The organism is Mucilaginibacter sp. JRF, assembly GCF_015223065.1.
GTDB lineage: Bacteria > Bacteroidota > Bacteroidia > Sphingobacteriales > Sphingobacteriaceae > Mucilaginibacter.
On sequence record NZ_JADFBY010000001.1, the window covers coordinates 1,170,170 to 1,194,880 of the forward strand.

A 24,711-nucleotide genomic window follows, 5' to 3' on the forward strand; every position below is an offset into this window, starting at 1 on the left:
TTTTATGAACAATAAGCGCAGGCTTTTTTATTATATACTATTTATAAGCAGCACACTGCTAATAATCATATCGTTACTTATAGCAGGCAAAAGCTTAAACACTCACAACATAACAGAGGCTGCCACTATTCCTCTCCCTGCTGCAACACAATTTTTAAATGGCCTTGCCGAAAGCTTTTCATCGCCATTAAGTACATTATTACTGCAAATTGTAACCATACTGCTTGTGGCAAGGGTATTGGGTTATTTATGTACCAAGATTGGCCAGCCACGGGTTATTGGTGAAATATTGGCGGGCATAGCGTTAGGCCCATCGCTGTTAGGTAATTACCTGCCAGAAGTTTCAGGCATACTTTTCCCAAAGGCATCATTAGGTAATTTAGGGATGATGAGTCAGTTGGGCCTGCTGCTGTTTATGTTTATTGTAGGCTTGGAGTTGGATTTTAATATGCTGAAAAACAAAGCCAGTCAGGCAGTAGTGATCAGTCATGCCAGTATTGTTATGCCATTTATGCTTGGTGTGGCACTTGCTTATTTTATTTATGAGCATACGTCGCCCGCGGGAGTCAATTTTACATCGTATGCTTTATTCCTGGGTATATCCATGAGTATAACGGCATTCCCGGTATTAGTACGCATACTAAAAGAGCGAGGATTAGACAGTACCCCTATGGGCACTCTGGCCATTACCTGCGCCGCTGCTGATGATATTACCGCATGGTGCATACTTGCCGCTGTGGTAGGTTTGGTTAAGGCAGGATCAATGTTGTCGGCATTATACACTATCAGCCTTTCAATAATTTATGTATTGGTGATGTTGAAGATAGTAAGACCGATATTGCATCGATCACCTAAATTAAATACTGCGCTGTGTATTCTCATCCTGTTACTTTCAGGCTATTGTACCGAACTTATTGGCATTCATGCACTCTTTGGTGCCTTTATGGCGGGTGTTATTATGCCTAATGACGGCCAGTTAAGAGATACGCTTAAGAACAAAATCGAAGATGTAGCCATGAACCTATTGTTACCTCTGTTTTTTGTTTTTACAGGCCTACGCACTCAAATTGGTTTATTGAATGGCGGCGGGCAATTGGTTATATTACTATTAATACTATTAGTAGCCATTACCGGTAAATTTTTAGGCAGCGCATTAGCCGCCCGGGCCGTGGGGCAAAATTGGCGATCAAGCCTTACCATTGGCGCGTTAATGAATACGCGCGGATTAATGGAACTTGTAGCGCTTAATATCGGCTATGAGCTGGGCGTAATCACTCCGCAAATTTTCACCATGCTTGTGCTTATGGCCATTATAACCACCTGCATGACCGGGCCTGCCTTAAAACTAATTGATTCTAACTTTAAAGAAACTGCTAAACTGTTTAATTAAGCCAGTATTATCCCAAGTGCAATTTTAGCCCCGTTGTGAGCAATAAAAACCCCGTTTATTTAAATTTAAATCGATTTACTTATTCATATTTTTTACATCTATAAATAGTTTACACTCAAATATAGCTATCGGTAATTTCTGATTATCAAACACATAAACAAACAATAAACATACAAGCTATAAGGTATTTTTTGCTTTCGGTGCGCAGGGAATATAATTTGCGCCTTAATTGTATTCTTTGCTTTTCCGGAAAATCATTCCGTGGTATTGACGGACTATTGAGAATGAACTAAGTGCTTTTAAATCACATTACAAAATGAAAAAAATACTGACCATTGTATGGTTATGTTTGCTATTCGGTGTAGTTGGTTGCTTGTTCTGGTATAATGAGTACAGGTATACCTTACCTACTCCGGTGCCAGATAATTACAAGGACGTAGCCATCGGTCAGCAAATACATGCGGTACCCGGTGTAACAATGGCAAAAGACCGGCCGATGCTACTGCACTTTTTCAACCCCAAATGCCCTTGCTCCCGCTTTAATATTGATCATTTTAAAAAGCTTGTTAAAACCTATAGTGACAAAGCTGATTTTATGGTGATACTAATGGATGAAAACTACACTCCTGAAGAAGTAAAAGATAAATTCGACCTGAATGTACCCGTGCTATACGCCCCCAAAATGGCCGAGGCTTGTGGTGTATACTCAACCCCGCAGGCCGCTGTAATTGATACACGTGGCCGCTTGTACTATCGCGGTAATTATAATACAAGCAGGTACTGCACCAACACAAAAACTGAATTTGCACGCATCGCCTTGGATGCCTTATTGCAAAAACATAACCCCTTAAAATTTAACGCGCTCGCGCTTACCGCATATGGCTGTAGTCTGCCAAACTGCGACAAATAGTAACAATATGACTCCGATCAACTTTTTAAATAACGATGAACTTACGTATGATATAGCCCTTTGGAAAGCTATACGCAAAAACGCCGACCGCACTATGGATTATTTCCTGGGCTGTTTTTTTGCGGTTAGTATGATATTGGCTCTTTTTTACGATACCTGGTTCATCGCCCTATCAGTAAGCAGCCTTTGTTTATTGGCCTATTACTCCACCAAGATATTGTTACCGGAGTCTGATCTGTATCAATATGTACTGAGTGTGATACTGGGAGTATTTGTGGCGCTGTTTATTTACCAGATGCATGGCTTGTTCGAGATGCACTTTTTCGCATTCATCGGCGGGGCTATACTTATTATATACCGCAACTGGCGTTTGCAGCTACCCATATTAATTGTAGTAGGTATTCACCATGCCATATTTAGCTATCTGCAAAATACCGGGGTAAAAGGTGTTTACTTTACCCAGTTAGATTACTTTGACCTGCAAACCCTGATCATACACCTGCTGCTTACAACGGTGATATATTTTGTATCGGGTTTATGGTCGCACAAGCTTAAGCAAGCGGGTACATGGCAAATAAAGCAAACCTTGGCCATGAAAGAGCTGCAACAGGAAGCTGCCCTGAGCCTTGAGCGCAAACGAAACCAGGAGGTATTAGAAGAATTGAACGAGGAGTTGATGGTATCAAATGCCGAGCTTGATCTTTCTCGTACCGAGGCTGAAAAAGCCAACCGGGCCAAGAGTGTTTTCCTGGCTACCATGAGCCATGAGATACGCACACCGATGAATGGCATTATTGGTATGTCGTCGTTATTATCAGAAACAGCGCTGACCGATCAGCAACGTATGTATACTGATACCATTACCAATTGCGGTGATAACCTACTGAACGTTATCAATAACATTCTTGATTTCTCGAAGATAGAGGCCGGTGGTATGGAACTGGAAGCAGCCGACTTTAACCTGCGCCAGTGTATTGAAGAAGTGCTGGATATATTTGGCACCCGCATAGCCGATACCGGCATCGAGATAGCTTACATATTAGCTGAAGATGTGCCGCCAAGTGTTAAAGGCGATAAGATACGTGTGCAACAAGTATTAACTAACCTGGTAGGTAACGCAGTAAAGTTTACCCAAAAAGGTGAAGTTGTGGTAAGGGTTAGTCGCGATCAATATGCCGGCGACGAAGTAAAACTGAAATTCGAAGTTCAGGATACAGGTATTGGTATTCCTGCTGAAAAACGTGAGCGCCTGTTCAAAGCCTTTAGCCAGGTTGATTCATCAACCACACGTAAATATGGCGGTACGGGCTTAGGTCTTGTTATATCCGAAAAACTGGTGACCCTGATGCGTGGCGAGATCACCGTGACCAGCGAGGTTGGCAAAGGTTCTATTTTCGCGTTCACCGTTATCGCGCCTGTTGGGGCTACAGCATCTGAGCCGTTGTTTGAAAAGGATATGCTGAATTATGCCGGTAAAAGGGTATTAATAATTGATGATAACCTGACCAACCGCAACATACTGATGTATCAGTTAAATGCCTGGAGGCTGGTGCCCGAAACCGTGGCATCAGGGCCTGAAGCAATCGACCTGTTAGCAGGCGGCGCTAAATACGACTTGATCATTACTGATTACCAAATGCCTGAAATGGATGGCGTTGAACTAACTCGTTTAATAAAGGCTAATCATCCTTCAATTCCTGTTATTCTGTTAAGCTCGGTGGGTGAAGAACGTCAGGCTGAAAATCTTAACCTGTTCGATCATATCCTGACCAAGCCTATAAAGCATCAGATATTGATCAAATATATCCTGTCATGCTTTAAGGCTCCAAAACGTACTGATAACTCGGCCAAAGTGATCAGTAAGATACCTGAGAACTTTGCCACCTTGTACCCTTTGAGCATATTGGTTGCTGAGGACAATAAGATCAATCAGAAAGTGATATTACACATGCTTAAAAAGCTGGGGTATGACGCGGGTATAGCAGGCGATGGCGTTATGGCGGTAGCCGCGGTTATGGCGGGTAATTATAACCTGATACTGATGGATATTCAAATGCCTAACATGGATGGGCTTGAGGCCACGGCATTGATCAGAGAAAGTGAGCTTAAACAACCTGTAATTATAGCGCTTACCGCTAACGCCCTAAGTGGAGATAAAGATGAATGTTTGGAAAAAGGTATGGACGATTACCTTTCAAAACCATTGAAAACTGACGATCTGCTTAGCAGGCTATCCTATTGGTCAACTAAATTGCTACAGCGGGCAGTTTAGCGAGATAGCTTTAATATAACTTCAATATCAATTTCCGGCACATTATGTTGCGGATTGATATTGAAGTAGCAAAGCACAGAACTTTAGCGTAATTGTTGCGACAAAATTTCGTTGTATTTTTCTAACAGCGTGATGTACTTTTCTTTCCAATCACTGCCTTCATTGCCTGTAATTGTGTTTGAATAAGCGAGGGTTCGCATACGCTCATTACTGAACATATCTGATGTAAACAGTTCAGGGAATTCAACTGAGAAATCATGCCCGATCCTCAAGCCTATCCTATAAATGACATCTCGTTTTAAGTTGGGGCTTTGAAACCAATTGTAAATGGTACGTCTGTTTACGCCCAATTCTTTTGCCAGGTCGCTAAGGTTTATCCCCCGCCTGCGTACAGCTGCTTCAACCAGCTGACCATGTTGTTGTAAATGTTTATCCATTTTAATAAGGCCCGGATTTATGATGATAATAATGTGTTCATACATTATGAAAATGTGTATCAAATACACATAAACAGTCCACAAATGAACACTATTAGGCCTTAAATTGTGTTGAACATCACTTATTTAGTTTTTAACATATCTTAAAAACCACAGTTGATAATCAGATAAAACAAAAAGATTTTTTTGGTGTATTAGCGTTGGATTCGGGGTTGATCTTTATTCGACTTGTCAAACGAACTCTACAGAAAAGACAATATTAGAATTTATAATCTGATAATTAAAAAAATGTCTTTTAAATAATACAATATTCAGAATAAAGTACATTTTATTGGGCATTGATGCAATAATTTAACCAATACTACATCTTGATCAAAAAACACATGTAATTGAAAAAGAGATAATTATATATGATTTACCAATTACAACAAATCTTGAATTTATTAAAATGGCTTTTGGTATAGAGATTGAATAATCAGAAATAAGTTTTTTAATCAATAGTTATAAATCCTTATGAGCAGCGAGTGGTCCTAAGGATTTTTTTATTTTATGCTATTTCGATTACAACAAAGGTTTATCCATTCAGATCAGCCTTATCCAACAATCCTTTTAGATGAAGATATTTTTTGAGCAGATCAGCAAAAGTGTTTTCCTGCATCACTAATCTCACCTCAAGCGATAGCCCCATTATGTTGCATACTATTTCATCAATATTCATCCCACCGCGTTCATCTATTTTTTCAAGCGTTTCGCCGTAGTTGTTTAAAGCGTGTTTTTGATTAAGTAGTTCGTTAGGCACAAAATCCGGCAGGCCGAAAAGATCTTTTGTATAACTCCATTGTATTTTCATTGATTGATAAATTAGGTACTCGTAAATGTTTCGTAATAACATATGCGAATAGTGTTCCATTGACATTTCTAAGCTGAAATGATATTATACTAATAGTTTAATTGAGTATAATGATGGTACTAATTTCCCAAAGTGTGCAATAACTATCTCTCACGGTAATTTTTTTTCGTTTTAAAAAGCGCCATTATTTGCTGTAAACGCAATGTTTTTATCCCATTAAAAAATTTTCAAAAAATATAGCTAAAAGTTGTAACCATTACGAAACACCGGCGTAAAAGACCATAACTATTGATTAAAAAACACCTAATGATTAAAAACTACACCAAGAGTTTAGCAGTTGCGGTATGCGCTGCTGGATTCATCTTCGCCTCTTGCTCAAAGCAAAATGATGTTGTTCCTGCTGAAGCTGTAGCTTCAAATCAATCACAAACAACTTTAAAAACCGCGGCAGCTTCTACCCTGCAAACCGGTATCAACGGTCACCCATTTGGCGATGCACCTTACCTGGCCACACCCGCAACCCAGCAAGTACAGTTGATAAAAGGTATGGGTATGAACTGGTACCGCATCAACGTGATCACTACATCTGATGGTACTATCTCAGCTTCGTCATCAAGCTTGTGGACATCATTGCGTGATGCTGCTAAAAATGGTTCGCTTAACCTGCTGCCAATGCTTCACACCAGAACACTGGATGAAGATGATACTCCTGATTCATCGTACGAGAAAGGCCGTACCTTGGGCGCTAACTTCGCCGGAAAATATGGCGCTTACTTTGATTACTATGACCTGGGTAATGACCTTGAACTTGACCTTTTATTAGCTGGCAAAACCGGTCGTGAAGCATCACATTACGATGTAGCAAAAAGCCAATCGGTAGCTGCCTACCTTAAAGGTATGGACGAAGGTATCAAAGAGAAAGACCCGGGTGCCAAAACCATGATTGATGCCGGTTGGTTACACTGGGGTTTCTTAACCTTCTGCGCTAACTATGGTGTAAATTTCGACGCTATTGGTTACCACTGGTACTCTGATATGGAAGGTGCTGCAAAAAGTTACAGCATAAGCGATATCACTGTAACCCTTGCTAATACCTTCCCTACTAAAGAGATCTGGTTCACTGAGTACGGTTTCCGCTACAAATCAACAAACAGCCTTAGCGTTAACGAAACAAATCAAAATACTTTCATCAATAATTTTGTAACAAAATGCCGCAATAACCCAAGGGTAAAAGTTGCCATGACTTACGAGTTGTTTGATGAGCCTTACAAAAGCTACCAGGAGTCAAACTACGGTTTGTACAAATGGACAGCTCAATACACAACATGGGCTAACAAAGGTGCCACAAACGCATTCTAAGTACTATAATTTCACCATCATATAATAAATGAGCAGCCGGGGCTATATGTTCCGGCTGCTTTTTTATGATCTAAAGCGCAAGCTTACCAACTGTACTTTGGGTTGTAGTAAAGTATATATACTTCTCGCTGTTTGATAGTGCTATACAAGCAGCTTTAGGGTTAGATAATAATGTAGTAATGGTTTTAGGATAATTAGGATGGTTAGCGATCACCTTGATATCGCCACTATCAACAACATATATTTTATAACCATCGCGACTACTTACAATTGAAGATATATTAGTAAAGGTAAAATTTGTAAATATCTGCTGGCACACGCCTGTTTTGGTAAGCTTATACATACTGTGATAAGTGGCAAAGTATTTAACGCCATTGTTTGCGGCACTTATTGCATCAACAACAGTAGCGCTGCTTGGTACTGTAAATGGTGGATAAGGTGGTACATCTCCGTTTGGATATTGCGGGGTTAGTCCACCAAATACCGCGCGCCAAAAATAATTTCCGGTGGGATCTACATCAATTCCTCCAAACTTATCATGAATATCAGCCCAGGAGTGTATCAATGTACCATCAGGGCGATAAACCCAGTAATCATTTTCACCTTGTACACCAATACTGCCATCTTTAGTTGCGGCAATATCACGCCCTTCCCGGTAAACTAAGCCATCAGCATTGGGCGGAAAGTTGATTGATGTAACAACTGTATCATTCTTTAAATGACGAACAGGCCCATCAAAATCAGCCACAAGTAACGAACCATCTCTTTTAACAAATATGCCGTAAGGCCCGGCAAAGCGTGCATTAGCGCCATTACCATCAACACTACCATACTGACCGGCCTGACCGGCAATGATGCGGTATTGACCCGGGGTGAGCGCGTGGGCATAAAGCACATCAGACATGTTTACATCAGGGTCGACAGGAATAAGCGGGCCTTCCTCATCTGATGTAGCGACCTTGTTTGCACCATCTTTTTTACATGATGTTACAAATAGAAAAGTAACGATCGCGAGCGCGATCAACAGATTGTTTTTCATAGCGATACAATTTTAGGTTTTAACTGGTTATTTGGTTTGTAATTATTGGTTAAAGCAAACCTAATGTTTAAATCAAAATCATCTATTCACAAATGTGGCTACAACTGTTTTGCCCACAAATATGCCTCCTTGAGTAAAATTCACTTGACTTAATCCTAAGCAGATAAAATTGACGAAATATAACTTTCACGAGAAAAATGCACAGACTAAATCCATCAAAATTTCACATTGGTTACACAATTAATTACCAACAGAGCATAGGTACTATATACATGTAATTAAGGTAGTTATGTTTGTACAGTATTCATTCAACCCCGGTCACAATGAAAAAGTTAGTTTTACTCACAGCAGCTATATTGAGCATTCAATTTGCACATGCTCAAACCGCCAAAACAGCAGTTGAAGCACCTAAAGGTAGTTTCGAAAACTTTTCGGAAACAGCGGGCAATAAGATAAAGCAGGAGATATTTGATGTGGCCAACGTGAGGGGTATTGATTTCCAGGTGCTCAAGTTAACCAACACAACAAACAACGATTATAAGGCCGGATTACGCATTGCTGCCCGTTTAGGTTCGGGAGGTTCAAGGAGCTCGTACAATACTGTTTTAGATATGGATGAACTGAATGAACTGCAAAAAGTAATTGAAAACCTGACAACAGAGTCAATTGACAAAACCAACACTTTTGCCAACGGCGAATGCTGCTACATGTCAAAAGGCGGCTTTTTAGCTACTACATTTAACGAGTCAGGCAATAAAATGACTGGCTACCTGGTGTTACAACTTAAACAATACAGATCAGGCTCAAAAGCCTACATGGCCGCTAAGGATTTGCCTAAACTGCGAGATGCAATTGCCGCTGCAAAAGTAAAATTGCAGAGTTTGTAAGTACTTCTCCTCCTGTCACAACACCAAAAGCTAAACTTGGCTTTTGGTACTACCTGTTTAAACTTAAATGACAAAACAAGCGGGTAAAAGACTACAGTGGATAGATGCCTTAAGGGGTATCGCCGCGATCATGGTCGCTGTGGTTCATTTATCGCTATTTGTTAAAGAGAGTATTGTCACTCACCCCTCTGCGGCTTATTACTTTATAGTAACAGATTTCTTTAATTGGGGTAAGATTGGCGTCGTCATCTTCTTCCTGATCAGTGGCTATGTTATACCTCAAAGCTTATACAGATCGAATAACAAGAATTTTATAATCAATCGCTTGTTCAGGCTATATCCGGCATACTGGGTATCAATATTGTGCTTTTGTGTATTGTCTACAACATCACCCTCATTTGAAAAGTTGCTATTTAATATCACCATGTTCCAAAAGTTTTTTGGGGTGAAAGATATTATTGGAGTATTCTGGACCTTGCAAATCGAGCTGGTATTCTACATCATTTGTATAACACTACATCACTATAATCTTTTACGAAACAGTAAATTCGTACTAAAAACCTATTACATTCTGTTGGTGCTAAGTATTGTTATGGCTGCGTTAAGATTTGTTTTGCATGTAAAATTACCCGTATCGTTATTTACAGGATTAACGATCATGTTTTTAGGTATGCTTTGGCGAAAGAATGACTCGGGTGCAAGTAACACTATTTCAGACAATGTATTGAGTAGTGCCATATTCGCATTTATTGCCGCTTTTCTACCAATATCAATACTGGCGTACTCTAAAAACTTCGGGAATAATGAAACTTGGTACAGCTACTATGTATCGTACCTAACTGCGTTGGCCGTATTCAAACTATTTTCATTAGTAAATTATCCCGGCAGGGTATTGATCTATTTAGGATCGATAAGTTATTCCATGTATTTATTGCACCCTGTATTTGGTATCATCCTGCCCCTTAAAATATGGCCAAAGACTTATCTTCAGGATCATCCATATATACTTATAATAAGTTTTTGGATATGTGTTTTAACAGCATCTTCAATCAGTTATTTCCTGATCGAAAAACCATTCATCTACATGGGTAAAAAATTGATAAGCTTATCAAAAAAGAAAAGCTTTGAAACCGCTTTATAGCATCAGAATTTCATCCATAAAAAAAACATAAGTATTAACCCTTTAATTGGAGCTAATACTTATGTTTCAAATAGTTGTGTCAATATTGAAGTTTAAGCCAAAGCCTGAGCTTTCTGGCGTTCGTCCCTTTTATCGTTAACCTGGAAGAACCATGACAGGTAAGCGCTTTTCATACAGAATTGATATACGTAATAAGGTATCACCAATCCTAAAACGGTACCTGCAACAATATGGATAGTGGGATCGCTTATCTTTAAAAATTTGCTCAGTACTATTCTTGAACCGCTGGCCACCAAAATGTGCATCAAATATATACCGATGGATGCCTTGCCATATGCTTCTAAGAAGTTGAACATCCTAATCTTTTGAGCTCTGTATGATATTTGAGCGATCAATAATGTACCGACAATGCCTGTAAACACCAAAAGCAGATCGGTTACATAAGCTGTTGTATGCTGATTGATGAAATAAAAGTATTCGGCTACGCCAAACAAAACTACCAACGGAAACGCCCATTTACCCCTTGCCAGTTTTGCTAATTGATCTTTGTTTTGGCCGATAGCTATACCAAAGTTAAAGAAGGCAAGGTATTGGAATACAGTTGTAAATGGATCAATATCAGCATGTATCACATAACTAACCAACCATACCAGGCATGATATTAGCAAGGCGAATTTAGGAGCAAACCGGTATATCAGGTAATTAATAACATTGATAAAGAACAATGTATATAAGAACCAGAATTGTGCTCGGGGAATGATCAGACAGGTAAATAGCGCTGAAAACGGTACCTTATCATTAGTGTAATTACTCAGCACTACCTGAACCATGGTTTGAATAAGCGACCAGATGATGAATGGATGCAACAACGTTTTTGCTTTTTTCAGCATAAAGCCATTGCTATCCTTCCTGAATGAGCTTTCAAAAAACAGTCCGGATACTATGAAGAACAGCGGCATATGAAAGCTATAAACAAAGGTATCTGAGATATCAAAGAAAGAGGCATTCACCATACCCGCGCTGTTTAGTCCTCTGAGTACGTGACCATAAACTACGAGTATAATACCTATACCCTTTGAATAATCAACCCATTGGAGTCGATTACCTGACAATGTTGGTTTGCTAATCATTTAGATAGTGGTGTTTTATCCGGATTTCTGTTGCAATTTTCACAAAACCGGCTGGTAAAATATTTAATTATTTTATCAGAAGTGAAAATACTACAATTAGCACGGAGAGGCGAGATGAGTCCATCACACAAACAGGTACATAATTATTGCCCATTTCTCAACAATTAATCATTATGACATATTGTGATACACAATCGTGTAACTTGTATACTATGAAATTTAATTTTCAGTGAAATAGAATTAGAAAATTATTAGAAATCAATAATCGATCTTATACCTACAATTTATCAGATAAAGTAATGCCCATTTGCAAAAAAACAAATAGTGTGTTTTTTACACTTTATTGGCAAAACATGATGTTTAAACCGCTATTTTTGGGATGATAAAATTAGCCCCACTGATGAAAAAGAGTTTATTCCCCTTAATGCTTGGCGGTTTAGGTATAGGCACTACCGAATTTGTAATGATGGGCTTGCTGCCTGATATTGCCGCAAACATGCACATCAGCATACCATCGGCCGGTCACCTTATATCAGCTTACGCGTTGGGTGTGGTAGTTGGTGCTCCCCTATTGGTTATGATGAGTAGCAATTATCCGCCTAAAAAAGTATTGCTTGCTTTAATGCTAATTTTTACGGTGTTTAACACTGTTTCGGCTTTCGCGCCAAGCCATGTTACCTTGTTACTTGCCCGTTTTTTTGCAGGATTACCACACGGTGCCTTTTTTGGTGTAGGTTCGGTAGTAGCAAGCCGGTTGGCTGATAAAGGCAAACAGGCTCAGGCTATTTCTATGATGTTTGCCGGTTTAACTATCGCTAATTTGGCTATGGTGCCGCTGGGTACCTGGGTTGGGCATACTTTTTTATGGCGATACACCTTTGGTATAGTTGCCGCCATTGGTTTAATAACATTGCTGTTCATCGCTATATGGTTACCTCCACTTTCTGTTAACAGAAGCGGCGATACCAGATCAGAAATGCAGCTATTCAAAAATCCTGAAGCCTGGCTGATCATCCTCATTACAGCCATTGGCACCGGCGGCTTGTTCGCCTGGATAAGTTATATAGCGCCGCTAATGACAGAAGTTTCTCGCTTCTTGAGCGGCAGCGTATCGGGTATATTAGTATTGGCTGGCTTTGGTATGGTAGTAGGTAATATAATCGGCGGCTGGCTGGCCGACAGAATTCAGCCTGTAAAAGCCTGCGCATGGTTGCTTACCGCTATGGCTTTAACATTGCTTTGTATTTATTTCTTCTCGGGTAATCAAGTACTTTCATTGGCATTAACATTTATTGCCGGTGCATTATCTATCGCGTTGGCATCGCCAATACAAATACTCATGATCAACACCGCCAAAGGTGCCGAAATGCTGGGTGCCGCGGTTACACAAGCTGCTTTTAACATTGGTAACGCATTAGGCGCTTTCTTCGGTGGCTTACCTATTGCGGCAGGTTTGGGTTATGCCACACCATCATTAGTTGGTATGGTGATGGCCTTGTGTGGTGTGGGTTTCGCTGTAATGCTGATAAAACGCAGAACAAGCGAAAAAACTATACTTGAGCATGTGGCTGTCGAGGCGGATTGATCAGCGCTCTGAATATTATTAAAACATCTTGTAAAATAAAGTTGCCGCTGCACAGTTTAATACTATGACGAACATCAGGTATTAAGCTGTGAGTTGATTAAACATTGCGGCATATTTATCGGTTTCTTCAATATCGCTCTTGATTATTACGATCAGGTACGATACATTTGACTAACCAAGATCATGGATGAATAGTAACAGAATTCCCCTCAGATCACCTAAATTAACCGATAAGAACTCTCTTAAAACGTTAATAGAAAACCGGACAGTATATTGCCTGGATAAGTGCGAACTAAACTTGTTTGAAACTTACCAGCATGGCTTGCTTGTGCCGCTTAAATTTAATGACGTGGTTATCACCAGCATGCTGCGTGGTAAAAAGGTGATGCATTTGTTTGATGAACCGGGCTTTGAATACATACCCGGCGAAAGTGTGCTGATACCCGGCAATGTAGGCATGGAGATAGACTTCCCCGAAGCTACCGAACAAAACCCTACGCAATGCCTGGCATTAGCCATAAGTCCTGAAAAGATAATAGCTACACTCAACTTTTTGAACGAGCGTTATCCAAAACAAAACGGTTCACATTGGGAGCTTAATTTTGATAAATACTATCTGTATAATAACACCCATCTGGCTACAACCATTAATAAGCTTACTTATGAGTGCATGAGTAACTCGGTAGCTAAAGATGCGTTGGTTGATATTACATTGAGCGAATTATTGGTCCGCGTTATTCAAAGCCAGGCGGCACAATCAGCGCCGGGTAATAAATTAGGATTAGTACATACCATAGGCGAATTTGTACGTGATCATATAACCGACAACATCAACCTTAAGAGCATCAGCGAAAAGGCGTGTATGAGCAGCGTATCAATATACCGATACTTTAAGCGCGAACTGGGTGTAAGTCCGATGGAATTTGTATTGACGGAGAAATTGAGATTCGCCAAAAACTTATTGAAAGACCCGGCGATACGCATTAATGAAGTTTGCTTTACCAGCGGATTTAAGGATTGTAATTACTTTATCCGTCTGTTTAAAAAACATGAGGGTGTTACGCCAAAGCAATATCAGCTATTGTGCAACACACAGGCATCTTAGTTAATATTATTCTTCGATGTATCGTAACGGAGTGAGGTTGCCTTGCTCCTCCTCGGTAAATAACCGCGACTCGATAATAAAGCGTTTGCCCATAGGTATCTCCAGCGAAAAACTGGCTCCCCGCCCATCAACCACGTTAATGGTAAGATGCGTATGCTGCCAGTACTCAAACTGATCGCGGCTCATCCAAAATTCGCAGCCCTCTATCTCGCCCAGGCAAACATCACTATAGCCCAATTTAAAATCTCCTTTCGGGAAACACATGGGCTGGCTACCATCACAACAACCGCCACTTTGGTGAAACATGAGTTCGCCATTACGTTCTTTTAATTCGGCTATCAGCGCTACAGCTTTCGGTGTAACATCAATTCGGTTATACTCCATAGTAAATTATTAAAAAATAACACGCCACAGGTTATACACCTGCGGCATGTTGATATTACAGCTATATATTAATTAAAAGAAGCCCAGTTTGTTTTTATCGTAGCTTACCAGCATGTTTTTGGTTTGGCGATAGTGTTCCAGCATCATCTTGTGGTTTTCGCGACCAAAGCCCGATTTTTTGTAGCCGCCAAACGGCGCATGTGCCGGGTAAGCATGATAGTTGTTTACCCACACACGGCCTGCCTTAATGGCTCGGGGTACTTGATATAGTTCATGCGCATCTCGTGTCCAAACACCGGCGCCTAAACCATACAGTGTATCGTTAGCTATTTCGATAGCCTCCTCGGTAGTTTTAAAGGTGGTAACGCACACCACCGGGCCAAATATTTCCTCCTGAAAAATGCGCATTTTGTTGTTGCCCTTAAATATGGTTGGCTGTATGTAATAGCCTCCCTCAAGTTCGCCTTCCAGGCGGTTTATCTCGCCACCGGTTAGCAATTCAGCACCTTCTTCTTTACCAATTTTAAGGTACGATTGTATCTTTTCGTACTGATCGTTACTGGCCTGTGCACCTATCATGGTAGTTTTATCGAGCGGATGGCCTACTTTAATGCCCTTTGTACGCTCAATAACCCGACTGATGAATTTGTCGTAAATATCCTCATGCACTAAAATGCGCGATGGGCAAGTACATATCTCACCCTGATTAAGCGCGAACATTACAGCCCCCTCAATAGCCTTGTCAAAGAATGCATCATTGGCATCGCCAACTGATTTAAAGAAGATGTTAGGCGATTTACCGCCAAGCTCCATTGTACTCGGAATTATGTTTTCGGCGGCATACTGCATAATCAGGCGACCGGTTGTTGTTTCGCCGGTGAATGATACCTTGGAGATACGTGGCGATGTAGCCAATGGTTTACCGGCCTCTACCCCAAAGCCGTTAATTATATTGATAACACCGGGAGGTACAACATCCTGCAACAGCTCCATTAAAACGATGATAGATACCGGAGTTTGCTCAGCGGCTTTAACCACGGTACAACAACCGGCAGCAATTGCCGGAGCTATTTTCCATGTGGCCATTAGCAGCGGGAAGTTCCACGGGATGATCTGCCCTACAACACCTATCGGCTCATGTAATACTATACTGATAGTATTTTCGTCGTGCTCGCTTATGGTACCTTCTTCGGCACGGATAACGCTTGCGAAGTATCTGAAATGGTCAACGCACAGCGGCAGATCGGCGGCAAGGGTTTCGCGTACGGGTTTGCCGTTATCAATAGTTTCTACAGCGGCCAGGTATTCAAGGTTGGCCTCAATGGTATCAGCTATTTTGTTCAATATACCACTACGGTAAGCCGGTGAGGATTTGCTCCATGTGGCAAACGCCTGATGCGCGGCTTCCAAAGCCAAATCAACATCCTCTTTTGTTGAGCGAGCAGCTTTGGCTATCAGTTTACCATCAATGGGCGATGTATTATCGAAATACTCTCCCTTAACAGGCGGAACAAATTTGCCTCCAATAAAATTGTCATACTTATCCTTAAAGGATGGACGTGCTATTATACTCATAACTGGGTTTGGTTTTAATTAACAAACCAAAGTTATCGCCCGGCAAAGTTGTACAGTAGCACTATTCTTTCAATTTGTAGCAGTAATCTTTCGCTTACAGAATTACTTTGAATTACTACAATTTGAACAATTGTTAATTTAATTTTCGAACCATCAAACTTTCCTCGATTACTGGTGTTCTATGTCAGTATTGTGCTTATGAGAGCTTAGATGAGGCGCACTGATTTGGTTCGGATGCGCCTCCATCGTCCACCAATTCCAATCAAATCTTCTCAGATTTTCCTGTAAAAACTTTTTGCGTTACGTAGTCATTTTTATCGCATCATCAGCAATAACACTGTATTGCTTTATGGCGATAAGTCCGTTTGGTTGCGGTTTACTATTCCAATGTTGGTGTATTGATAAGGCTGCCCCCAATGCCGTAGCCTGTGCAACCGATGCCGCGCAAACTTTTATATCAGGATAAGCCATAGACATTAATTGCATAAATACCCGGTTTTTGCTGAAGCCGCCATCCACAAAAATATGTTTAACCGGCGCGCCATTCATCACCCATTTTATTGACGCGGTTTGCTGTTGCATTATATCTATCAGCAATTGGTGATAGGCCTCTATATCATTAGCAAATTGTTCCAAATCACGATCATTAAAGGCTATTGGGTTAACATTACCATTTTGATCCGCTTCAACCGGAACCTTTTTATTTAACTGATTTACCAGATCTGTATCAAACGCTATATTTTGATATTTATCTGCTGATTGGCCAAAGTGTTTGGCTATACGCTGTGTTTGCACCTCGCACTCGTGCCCGGCGAATAAGCGAGATGCCTTTACCGGCAAACCCTCATACTGTATGTAATTAAGGCAATCATTATGCAAAGCCTCCGCTGTTAATGGTGTATGATCAAAAGGATTGAGGCAGATATTCCAGGTACCTGTTGAAAGCAGTACAAAAGGCTCATTAAAGCTTACCAGATAAGGTATCAACGCCGATGAACTATCGTGCAAACCGATGCCGGTTTTAATATTATGATCGTGAAATGTGGTATCAAAAATCTTATCGCCGGGTAATATCGGCGCGAGTTTATCTTCAAGGCCCTCCGCATAAATCCAATCATGATATTGATCATCAGCAAAATTCCATAAGGCGGTATGGCAGCCAATGCTGGTCATATCCGTTGCCGGTTTAGCGGTTAACAAATAGCTCATGTATTGCGGCAGATGCAACGCATATTGCATACGTTCAAATAACTCCGGCTGCTCATGTTTAAAGCGATACAGTTGAAAACCTGAATTAAGGCTACCCAATGCCGGTGAAGCCGTTTGCTCAGCTAATTGGTCTTCATCGCCATAAGTGCTATAAAATCGCTCCTTTAATTCATCCGGAAACGGTTTCAGATAGTTATACAGCTGGGTTAAAGGAGCGCCCTGTTCATCTATATAAACTAAACTGGCGCCATAGGTAGCAAAGTTAACGGCCTTTATCTCAAAATCGGGTAAGCTTAGCGCATCCTGCAAAGAGATAGTTACCCATTGGCGCAAACGTGCAAGGTCTTCGCATGGCATACCATCTTCATCCGTGATCTCGTCAAACTTTACACAGCGCTCATGTACAATCTTATAGTCATCGTCAAACAGAAAGAGCTTTTTATTGGTCTTGCCGATGTCAAAAATAGCTATAACAGGTTGCGGCTGCTTTATCATAGGCCGGTAGCTACGGTTTTCAATCCCCTTTCTTTCACCAGTTCATCGCGCACACTCAGCTTACGGAATGCCGCTATCGGATCAATAGCCCCACCTGCACGCAAACGAGCTTCGGCAAGTAATGGGCGCACATCGGTACGATAGGCTTGCTGTAATATTTCCTGCGCTTTGGCCACATCATTATTTTGCTGAGCAGCTTTAAGTTCAGCCTGATCAATCAGTAATGCCTGCGCATAAGCTATCTTGATAGCTTCTACTGATTGTAGCAGATCCTCAATAGGATCTTTAACATTGTGCGATGCATCTATCATCCAGCCTATACCTGTTGCGTGATCTAATCCGCGTGCATCCATACCCTCAACCAATTCGTTAAATATCAGGAATAGTTGATATGGGTTGATGCTACCTACGGTCAAATCATCATCGCCATACTTTGAATCGTTAAAATGGAAACCTGCCAGCTTACCCTCCATCAGTAATAGCGATACTATTTGCTCGATATTGGTATTAGGTAAATGATGACCCAGATCAACCAACGTACTTGCCTTTTGGCCAAGCTTGTTTGCTAACAGGTACGATTGCCCCCAATCGCCAATAGTGGTTGAGTAAAAGTTGGGTTCAAACGGTTTGTATTCTATCCACACCTTCCAGTCATCGGGCAGTGCATCGTATATCTCCTGCAAGCTTTCGAAAGTATTTTGAAACGCCCCGCGGAAATTTAACTGACCCGGAAAGTTTGAACCATCGGCCAGCCAAACTGAAAGTGCTTTTGAGCCAAGCTCAACACCGTACTTTATAACCTCTATATTATGCTCAACCGCCTGCCTGCGTACAGCCTTATCTACATGATGCAGTGAGCCGAATTTATAACTCAGCGCCTGATCTTTCTGATCCTGAAAGGTATTGGAGTTTACCGCGTCGAAATGCAGGCCTAACTGCGAGGCCAGGAATTTTATTGACGATGCATTATCCGGAATATCCCAAGGGATATGCAATGATATAGAATTGCTTGAACGGTTAAGGGCGTGTATCAAACCCACATCCTCAATTTTTTCCTCCAAACTGCGAGGCTCCCCCCCTCCCGAAAAACGACCAAAACGTGTACCGCCCGTACCAAGCGCCCAGCTGGGTATAGCGATATTAAATGCTTCGAGTTTCTCAACAACTTTAGCGGCATTGGCAATCTCGCCCGATATATAATTGTATTTACGCTGATGCGCGGAGAGCGCATCGCTATTCATATCTTGTATTACTTGCTTCTCTAATTGCATATAGGTATTTATTAGAATATTAGCCGGGCAGAAAATTGGTGGTTCTGCCCGGTGTAATTTACAATTTAACGCACAAAACCGGCAGCCACGCCACCATCAACATTGATCACATTCCCGGTTGATTTATTTAACAAACCGCCCGTAATGGCAATACAGGCATTGGCAATATCATCAGGCAATATAACCTCGTTAAGTAAGGTACGTTTAGCATAATAAGCCGGTAACTCATCTACAGTAATGCCATAGGCCTTGGCACGACCTTCGGCCCAGCCGCCTGCCCAAATGTTACTGTCGCTTATAACCGCGTCGGGGTTTATCACGTTCACACGTATCTTGTCGGCACCCAGTTCGGCAGCATTCAATCTACTTAAATGCAATTGTGCCGATTTGGCGCTGCCATAACCCGCGTTGTTAGGGCCGCTAACCAAAGCATTTTTGCTTACAATATTGATAACATCGCCACCTATGGCTTGTTTTTTCATAACAGCAACGGCCGCCTGTGTAACAAAGAACTGGCCTTTTACCAATACATCATACAGCAGGTCCCAATCTTTTTCGGTATGATCGGCTATGGTTTTTGAGATGGATAGGCCGGCATTGTTCACCACAATATCAACCCCGCCAAATGCAAGGGCAGCGGTATCAAACGCGGCCTGTATCTGGTCGGCTGCGGTAACGTCCATAACGGCGGTAGCATAACTATCCTTGCCAAACTGGGTTTTAAATTCCTCAGCGGCACCATCAAGGCGTTCGGCATTCATGTCGTTCAAGATCACCACGGCTCCTTCCTGCACAAACTTTTTGGCTATAGCCTTGCCTATACCGCCCGCGCTACCGGTAACTAGCGCTATACGGCCTGATAATATTTTTGGCTTAGGCATACGCTGCAACTTTGCCTCCTCAAGCAACCAGTATTCAATATCAAAAGCTTCCTGGCGTGGCAGTGAGGTATATTCAGAAATAGCCTCCGCTCCTTTCATCACATTAATAGCATTGATATAAAATTCAGCGGCAACGCGTGCGGTTTGCTTATCCTTAGCGAAGGTGAACATACCCACCCCTGGGTATAATATAACCACCGGGTTAGCATCTCTGATGGCCGGGCTATTGTCGTGCTTACAGGTGTTATAGTAATCGGTATACATTTGGCGATAAGCCTCAAACGCCGGGTTTAGTTGAGCCTTTATGGCTTCCACATCGCTCAGGTCGGCTGTTTTGTCCAGTTCCAGTACCAGCGGACTTATCTTGGTACGTAAAAAGTGGTCGGGGCAACTGGTACCCAGCGGCGCTAAACGTTCCTGATCATTTGAGTTGATGAATTCCAGCACACGTATGTCATCAGTAAAATGACCAACCATACATGTTTTTGATGAGCAAAAACCACGTAATACCGGCGCTAATGCAGCAGCCTGTTTTTTACGATCAGCCTCATCCAAACTTTCAATTTTTTGACCACCAAAAACAGGGCCTTTCTTGCCGTAGTTCTGCTCCAGATATTCAGCGCATTTTTCAATTACCTCAAGGGTATTGATATAGCTTTCGTAAGCGGTATCGCCCCAGGTAAATAAACCATGCGAGCCAAGCATTATACCACGTATACCCGGGTTAGCATCAAGGCAGGCTTTAAGTTGCAAGCCAAGCTCAAAACCGGGTTTTTTCCACTCAACCCAGCCTATGGTACCACCAAACAGTTCTTCAGTTATTTTTTTACCATCCTTTGCTGCCGCGATTGCAATTGCTGCGTCGGGGTGCAGGTGGTCAATATGTTTAAACGGTAAAAAGCCGTGCAGCGGTGTATCAATTGACGGAGCTTTTGATGACAGATCAAATATGCAATGGTTAAACAATTCAACCATCTCATCCTCAAATTCAACACCACGGTAAATATTTTTCAGGCTACGTAACCTGTCAACATATAAAGCGGCCAGTCCGCTTTTCTTTAATGTGCCCAGGTCACCGCCCGAACCTTTAACCCACATCACTTCTACATCGGCACCCGTTAGCGGATCTTTAGCTATAACCTTGCACGATGTATTGCCGCCACCATAATTGGTAAGCCGCAAATCGGCCCCTAACAGGTTGGAGCGATATATTAAAAGGGCAACTTCATCCCCGGCCAATTTAGCGGCCTCGGCTTCGTCCCATAAATAACTTACATGCTTAAATTGAGTTGTGCTGATCGACATATATTCTGTATTGTTTTATTTTACTTATTTATTTTAATGAGTTACCGTAACCAACAAATAATACCGATATAACAATGGTTAGTATACCGGCTACCAATGTTGTTACGGCTTTTTTACTTACGCCTTTCCATTCCTTTAAGGCAAGGCCCCATAAATTGGCTATCAGTATAATTGATGCCATGTGCAATATCCACGAACTGGCTCCATTACCCAGCTTACTTTCGCCCATGCCATAAAAAAAGAATTGCAAAAACCATGTTGTACCTGCCAGGGCCGAAAAAAGATAGTTTTTAAATAACGGCGTATTGCTATCAGTATAATTTGAAAATGTTTTGTTACGGGTGTTCAATATCATGCACCATATAAAGTTGGTGGTTAAACCTCCCCACAAAATCACTATATAAGTAACATTGTTTGAGAATAAAAAGTTGCCCTCCCCGGGGTGCTGCAACTGCCATGCGGCATTGGCTACATCGGCCATACTTTTACCGGCCTCAATACCAAAGTTAAAGCAGGCACTTAATACGCCCGACACAATGGCTACCAATATTCCCAGGCCAAAACGGTATTCTTTATTACCAGAATCAACCTGACCTTTTGCGTTCAGGTCACGCTCTTTTAACGTACCTGCCCTGCCGCAAATTATAATGCCCAATACACATATCAGTATACCCAGCAGCACCATTTGGCCCCAATGCGTATTGATCATTTCGGTGATACTGGTTTTGTCTTCCTCCGGGAATATGTTATAATATAACGATGGTATTATCGACCCAAATACCGCGCATAGCCCTAATATTATAGTGCTGCCTAATGATACCCCCAAATAACGTACACCTAAACCATACGTTAAGCCACCTATACCCCATAGTAGGCCGAAAAAGTAAGTCAGGAAAAGTATTTGTCCGTTGGTTTGCGCTATTATTTGGCTGTAGTTGGGTATGGTTAACCATGCTGCTATGGGTGGTACTATTAACCACGAAAATATACCTCCTACTATCCAAAAACTCTCCCAGGCCCAGCCTTTTACTTTTTTATAAGGGATGTAAAAACTTCCCGAAGCAAAACCACCTATAAAGTGGTAAATAATACCGAAGATAATTTGCATGTAGTGTTAGGTATAAATTGATTTTAATAGGTATGCCCCGGTTAAAGGCACAATGCCAAGGTAAATTTAATAAATATGCCAACTATCCTTAACTGTCCCCAATAGATGGTTTACATTCACTTTTTTATTTATTACTTTGCCCTGCACCAAACCAATATAACCTATAATTAATGCGCAACTATCTTAAAATACTTACTATTGACGAGTACAGCATTACACCTAAATACCTGCAACTGGTAAATGGCTTTATTGCCGGCATTACAGCCAGACTGATACAACCCGGTGATGTGCTGCCCTCTATCAACGATCTGAGTTTTGCGCTTGATGCCTCCAGGAATACTATTGAACGTTTTTATAATGAACTAAAGCGCAACAACATCATTGGCACCGTACCGGGCAAAGGCGCATTTGTACTCGACCTTACACTGCACCATAAGTTGAAGATACTTTTGCTATTCAACAAGTTGAGTGCCCACAAAAAAATCATATACGATGCCTTTGCTGAAACCTTGCATGAACGCGCGGCCATAGATTTTTATGTATATAACAACGATTTTTTACTATTCAAAAAGATACTGAGCGATAAGATAGATAAGGATTATAACAAGATAGTAGTGGTGCCGTATTTTTTAGATAACGAAGAAAAGGCTGCCCAATTAATAGACTCGATACCTAAAGAAAAATTGGTTGTTATGGATAAACTGATAGCCAACCTTAATGGTGAGTACGCAGCAGTTTATGAGGATTTTGAACAAGATATTTATAACGCCCTAACCGAATTACTTAGCGCGCTTACAAAGTACGAAACTATCAAGATCATCTTTCCGGAGAGCACCTATTATTCGGAAGGCATTATTCGTGGGTTTAAGAATTTTTGTGTGGATCATTATTTTGCACATGAGGTAATACCCGGTATTGAGAATGAGGTTTTTAAGCCGGGGACGGTTTACATCAATATTGTTGAGGATGACCTTGTTCTACTGATCCAACGGCTACAAAAAACCGATCATAAAATTGGTGAAGATATAGGCATCATATCCTATAATGAAACCGCTATAAAACAGATCATATTAAATGGCATAACCACCATCTCAACCAATTTCAGGATGCTTGGCGAAAAAACAGCCGAAACCATCCTCAACAATGAGCAAACACGCTACGCTATACCTTTTACCGTGAATTTGCGGGCGTCGTTATAAGGGTATTATGTTACTGAGCAGTCTTCCCAAGGCGTATCTGGATGTTGTTGCCTCCCTCTGCACGGTGTACGGAATTGACGGCACCTACTTCGTTTTCGTTAATTTCATACAACGCGGGCCATAATGTTTTGTCCCAGGCCGGGGCTACGGTTTTCCAGCTTTTACCAAGATCATTACTTATGGATATATTGCTTGAATTTGATGTCACCACTAAAGCACCGCTTTTAAGCGAAAGCACATACGGCCCACCAAGCTGATCAGCAATCTTATCGCCCAAGCCTACCGGCCAGTTAAAACCATCATCACTTATTTTGCTGTATATGTTGCAAGCTTCGGGGCCGCATATTTCATACACAACAATGTATTTGCCGTTTTTCATCTTTGTCCACACCGGCATGCCCGGCCTTGAAGCACTGTTACCCGGCGTGTGGGCTACCCAAATTTCATTACCCCAGCTTTTACCCATATCCGGACTTATTTTTTGCGAGATGATCTGGCTATATGATGGATTTTCAACCACATGTTTTTCATTGGCGTACATTACGGCCAATCTGCCATCAGCTAAAAAATAAAAATGAGGTTCGTAAATGCCTTTATCGGGTTTACCCAGTTCGCCGGGTTTGCCATGTGTTTCATCAATAATACTCAGTTTTTTCCAGTGCCTGCCCTTATCGGTACTTTTGTAAACTAGGCAACACATACGATTCCTGCCAACGTACTGACCGACATGACAGCAGGATATTCCCGTTAGGAAGTTCTATCATCTGGGCATTGTCCAGATCACGTCCCGGGTCTGATATTATGCTGACGGGTTTCCATGTACGCCCATTGTCCTTACTTTCTGAAAACTGTAACTCAAGCCCCCCTTTAGGGTCATTTTTATAACCATTATTGCGTGATATGGTATACCCGGCTATCCATCTGCCATCCTTAAGCTGCAACAAACGGCAGTATTGCGAACCATACATACCATGGCGACGGATATTAGCGCCATTGGCACCCTTTACATTGCCAGCATCTGTAAAAACGGGCTCGTTATTCACCAGTATCTTTGAATCCCATTTAATAGAATCAATTTTAACCTGCTGTGCAAATAAGTTTGCTTGCCATGTAAGTGATAACAGAAGTAATATTTTTTTCATAAGCGTATAGTTTTTGTTGCTGGCAGCCCTGGTAAAT

At 41.4% G+C, this 24,711-nt stretch carries 21 protein-coding genes; 9 read left to right on the forward strand and 12 right to left on the reverse strand.

Annotation, left to right across the window (positions count from 1 at the left end; genetic code table 11):
• Nucleotides 1-4: 4 nt before the first annotated feature.
• The 3 genes from IM792_RS04820 (at nt 5) to IM792_RS04830 (ending at nt 4,572) form a co-directional block, all read left to right on the forward strand.
• Nucleotides 5-1,390 (forward strand): cation:proton antiporter, encoded by a 1,386-nt coding sequence (locus IM792_RS04820; protein WP_194100644.1) that lies wholly within the window; start codon nt 5-7, stop codon nt 1,388-1,390.
• A gap of 316 nt (nt 1,391-1,706) precedes the next feature.
• Nucleotides 1,707-2,300, forward strand: coding sequence for a deiodinase-like protein (locus IM792_RS04825; RefSeq protein WP_194100645.1), 594 nt, complete (start codon nt 1,707-1,709; stop codon nt 2,298-2,300).
• A gap of 7 nt (nt 2,301-2,307) precedes the next feature.
• Nucleotides 2,308-4,572, forward strand: a complete 2,265-nt coding sequence (locus tag IM792_RS04830) for a response regulator (protein WP_194100646.1) — start codon at nt 2,308-2,310, stop codon at nt 4,570-4,572.
• Nucleotides 4,573-4,655: 83 nt separating this feature from the next.
• On the opposite strand, the gene IM792_RS04835 is transcribed toward IM792_RS04830, so the two are convergent.
• Nucleotides 4,656-5,009, reverse strand: a complete 354-nt coding sequence (locus IM792_RS04835) for a helix-turn-helix domain-containing protein (RefSeq protein WP_194100647.1) — start codon at nt 5,007-5,009, stop codon at nt 4,656-4,658.
• Between the two features lie 574 nt (nt 5,010-5,583).
• Nucleotides 5,584-5,859 carry a hypothetical protein gene (locus tag IM792_RS04840; RefSeq protein WP_194100648.1) on the reverse strand — a complete coding sequence of 92 codons (276 nt, stop codon included), beginning with the start codon at nt 5,857-5,859 and terminating at the stop codon, nt 5,584-5,586.
• A gap of 306 nt (nt 5,860-6,165) precedes the next feature.
• Here IM792_RS04840 and IM792_RS04845 point away from each other — a divergent pair, with 306 nt between their 5' ends.
• Nucleotides 6,166-7,218, forward strand: a complete 1,053-nt coding sequence (locus IM792_RS04845; RefSeq protein ID WP_194100649.1) for a hypothetical protein — start codon at nt 6,166-6,168, stop codon at nt 7,216-7,218.
• Between the two features lie 70 nt (nt 7,219-7,288).
• On the opposite strand, the gene IM792_RS04850 is transcribed toward IM792_RS04845, so the two are convergent.
• Entirely contained in the window at nt 7,289-8,257 is a 969-nt protein-coding gene (locus IM792_RS04850; RefSeq protein WP_194100650.1) for a hypothetical protein, read from the reverse strand.
• Between the two features lie 323 nt (nt 8,258-8,580).
• On the opposite strand from IM792_RS04850, the gene IM792_RS04855 reads away from it, so the two are divergent.
• Nucleotides 8,581-9,144 (forward strand): hypothetical protein, encoded by a 564-nt coding sequence (locus tag IM792_RS04855; RefSeq protein ID WP_194100651.1) that lies wholly within the window; start codon nt 8,581-8,583, stop codon nt 9,142-9,144.
• A gap of 67 nt (nt 9,145-9,211) precedes the next feature.
• Nucleotides 9,212-10,285 (forward strand): acyltransferase, encoded by a 1,074-nt coding sequence (locus IM792_RS04860; RefSeq protein ID WP_194100652.1) that lies wholly within the window; start codon nt 9,212-9,214, stop codon nt 10,283-10,285.
• 92 nt (nt 10,286-10,377) lie between these two features.
• Here IM792_RS04860 and IM792_RS04865 read toward each other — a convergent pair whose 3' ends face one another.
• Nucleotides 10,378-11,415 (reverse strand): acyltransferase, encoded by a 1,038-nt coding sequence (locus IM792_RS04865; RefSeq protein ID WP_194100653.1) that lies wholly within the window; start codon nt 11,413-11,415, stop codon nt 10,378-10,380.
• A 400-nt stretch (nt 11,416-11,815) separates the two neighbouring features.
• Here IM792_RS04865 and IM792_RS04870 point away from each other — a divergent pair, with 400 nt between their 5' ends.
• Nucleotides 11,816-13,000, forward strand: coding sequence for an MFS transporter (locus IM792_RS04870; protein WP_194100654.1), 1,185 nt, complete (start codon nt 11,816-11,818; stop codon nt 12,998-13,000).
• A 298-nt stretch (nt 13,001-13,298) separates the two neighbouring features.
• Entirely contained in the window at nt 13,299-14,105 is an 807-nt protein-coding gene (locus tag IM792_RS04875; protein ID WP_255521443.1) for a helix-turn-helix domain-containing protein, read from the forward strand.
• Nucleotides 14,106-14,111: 6 nt separating this feature from the next.
• Here IM792_RS04875 and IM792_RS04880 read toward each other — a convergent pair whose 3' ends face one another.
• The 6 genes from IM792_RS04880 to rhaT all read right to left on the reverse strand — a co-directional run bounded on the left by IM792_RS04880 (nt 14,112) and on the right by rhaT (nt 22,333).
• Nucleotides 14,112-14,489, reverse strand: coding sequence for a DUF779 domain-containing protein (locus tag IM792_RS04880; RefSeq protein WP_194100656.1), 378 nt, complete (start codon nt 14,487-14,489; stop codon nt 14,112-14,114).
• 72 nt (nt 14,490-14,561) lie between these two features.
• Nucleotides 14,562-16,064: an aldehyde dehydrogenase family protein gene (locus tag IM792_RS04885; protein ID WP_194100657.1), complete on the reverse strand. Its 1,503-nt coding sequence runs from the start codon at nt 16,062-16,064 to the stop codon at nt 14,562-14,564.
• A 300-nt stretch (nt 16,065-16,364) separates the two neighbouring features.
• The gene (locus tag IM792_RS04890; protein WP_194100658.1) at nt 16,365-17,768 is read right to left on the reverse strand and encodes an FGGY family carbohydrate kinase; all 1,404 of its coding nucleotides are present in this window, start codon (nt 17,766-17,768) and stop codon (nt 16,365-16,367) included.
• Nucleotides 17,765-19,039: a TIM barrel protein gene (locus tag IM792_RS04895; protein WP_194100659.1), complete on the reverse strand. Its 1,275-nt coding sequence runs from the start codon at nt 19,037-19,039 to the stop codon at nt 17,765-17,767. Before IM792_RS04895 ends, IM792_RS04890 begins: the two co-directional genes overlap by 4 nt.
• A 65-nt stretch (nt 19,040-19,104) precedes the next feature.
• A complete protein-coding gene (locus IM792_RS04900; protein ID WP_194100660.1) occupies nt 19,105-21,225 on the reverse strand; it encodes a bifunctional aldolase/short-chain dehydrogenase in 2,121 nt (706 codons plus the stop codon).
• 28 nt (nt 21,226-21,253) lie between these two features.
• Nucleotides 21,254-22,333 carry an L-rhamnose/proton symporter RhaT gene (gene rhaT / locus IM792_RS04905; RefSeq protein WP_194100661.1) on the reverse strand — a complete coding sequence of 360 codons (1,080 nt, stop codon included), beginning with the start codon at nt 22,331-22,333 and terminating at the stop codon, nt 21,254-21,256.
• A gap of 170 nt (nt 22,334-22,503) precedes the next feature.
• On the opposite strand from rhaT, the gene IM792_RS04910 reads away from it, so the two are divergent.
• Nucleotides 22,504-23,532, forward strand: coding sequence for a GntR family transcriptional regulator (locus IM792_RS04910; RefSeq protein WP_194100662.1), 1,029 nt, complete (start codon nt 22,504-22,506; stop codon nt 23,530-23,532).
• Between the two features lie 10 nt (nt 23,533-23,542).
• Here the strand turns inward: IM792_RS04910 and IM792_RS04915 are convergent, their stop codons facing one another.
• Together IM792_RS04915 and IM792_RS04920 are read right to left on the reverse strand one after the other, a co-directional pair.
• Complete coding sequence (locus IM792_RS04915) at nt 23,543-24,232, reverse strand: sialidase family protein (protein WP_194100663.1); 690 nt, start codon at nt 24,230-24,232, stop codon at nt 23,543-23,545.
• Nucleotides 24,201-24,674, reverse strand: a complete 474-nt coding sequence (locus tag IM792_RS04920; RefSeq protein ID WP_194100664.1) for a sialidase family protein — start codon at nt 24,672-24,674, stop codon at nt 24,201-24,203. The genes IM792_RS04915 and IM792_RS04920 overlap by 32 nt, the downstream gene beginning before the upstream one ends.
• Nucleotides 24,675-24,711 lie beyond the last annotated feature (37 nt).

Excerpts from the sequence above, each read along its gene's own strand:
- IM792_RS04845 (WP_194100649.1), top strand. The coding sequence starts at position 6,166 with ATGATTAAAAACTACACCAAGAGTTTAGCAGTTGCGGTATGCGCTGCT.
- IM792_RS04820 (WP_194100644.1), top strand. The coding sequence starts at position 5 with ATGAACAATAAGCGCAGGCTTTTTTATTATATACTATTTATAAGCAGC.
- IM792_RS04865 (WP_194100653.1), bottom strand. The coding sequence starts at position 11,415 with ATGATTAGCAAACCAACATTGTCAGGTAATCGACTCCAATGGGTTGAT.
- IM792_RS04910 (WP_194100662.1), top strand. The coding sequence starts at position 22,504 with ATGCGCAACTATCTTAAAATACTTACTATTGACGAGTACAGCATTACA.
- IM792_RS04870 (WP_194100654.1), top strand. The coding sequence starts at position 11,816 with ATGAAAAAGAGTTTATTCCCCTTAATGCTTGGCGGTTTAGGTATAGGC.
- rhaT (WP_194100661.1), bottom strand. The coding sequence starts at position 22,333 with ATGCAAATTATCTTCGGTATTATTTACCACTTTATAGGTGGTTTTGCT.
- IM792_RS04920 (WP_194100664.1), bottom strand. The coding sequence starts at position 24,674 with ATGAAAAAAATATTACTTCTGTTATCACTTACATGGCAAGCAAACTTA.
- IM792_RS04840 (WP_194100648.1), bottom strand. The coding sequence starts at position 5,859 with ATGAAAATACAATGGAGTTATACAAAAGATCTTTTCGGCCTGCCGGAT.
- IM792_RS04830 (WP_194100646.1), top strand. The coding sequence starts at position 2,308 with ATGACTCCGATCAACTTTTTAAATAACGATGAACTTACGTATGATATA.
- IM792_RS04850 (WP_194100650.1), bottom strand. The coding sequence starts at position 8,257 with ATGAAAAACAATCTGTTGATCGCGCTCGCGATCGTTACTTTTCTATTT.
- IM792_RS04860 (WP_194100652.1), top strand. The coding sequence starts at position 9,212 with ATGACAAAACAAGCGGGTAAAAGACTACAGTGGATAGATGCCTTAAGG.
- IM792_RS04890 (WP_194100658.1), bottom strand. The coding sequence starts at position 17,768 with ATGATAAAGCAGCCGCAACCTGTTATAGCTATTTTTGACATCGGCAAG.
- IM792_RS04900 (WP_194100660.1), bottom strand. The coding sequence starts at position 21,225 with ATGTCGATCAGCACAACTCAATTTAAGCATGTAAGTTATTTATGGGAC.
- IM792_RS04915 (WP_194100663.1), bottom strand. The coding sequence starts at position 24,232 with ATGTGTTGCCTAGTTTACAAAAGTACCGATAAGGGCAGGCACTGGAAA.
- IM792_RS04825 (WP_194100645.1), top strand. The coding sequence starts at position 1,707 with ATGAAAAAAATACTGACCATTGTATGGTTATGTTTGCTATTCGGTGTA.
- IM792_RS04885 (WP_194100657.1), bottom strand. The coding sequence starts at position 16,064 with ATGAGTATAATAGCACGTCCATCCTTTAAGGATAAGTATGACAATTTT.
- IM792_RS04880 (WP_194100656.1), bottom strand. The coding sequence starts at position 14,489 with ATGGAGTATAACCGAATTGATGTTACACCGAAAGCTGTAGCGCTGATA.
- IM792_RS04895 (WP_194100659.1), bottom strand. The coding sequence starts at position 19,039 with ATGCAATTAGAGAAGCAAGTAATACAAGATATGAATAGCGATGCGCTC.
- IM792_RS04855 (WP_194100651.1), top strand. The coding sequence starts at position 8,581 with ATGAAAAAGTTAGTTTTACTCACAGCAGCTATATTGAGCATTCAATTT.
- IM792_RS04835 (WP_194100647.1), bottom strand. The coding sequence starts at position 5,009 with ATGGATAAACATTTACAACAACATGGTCAGCTGGTTGAAGCAGCTGTA.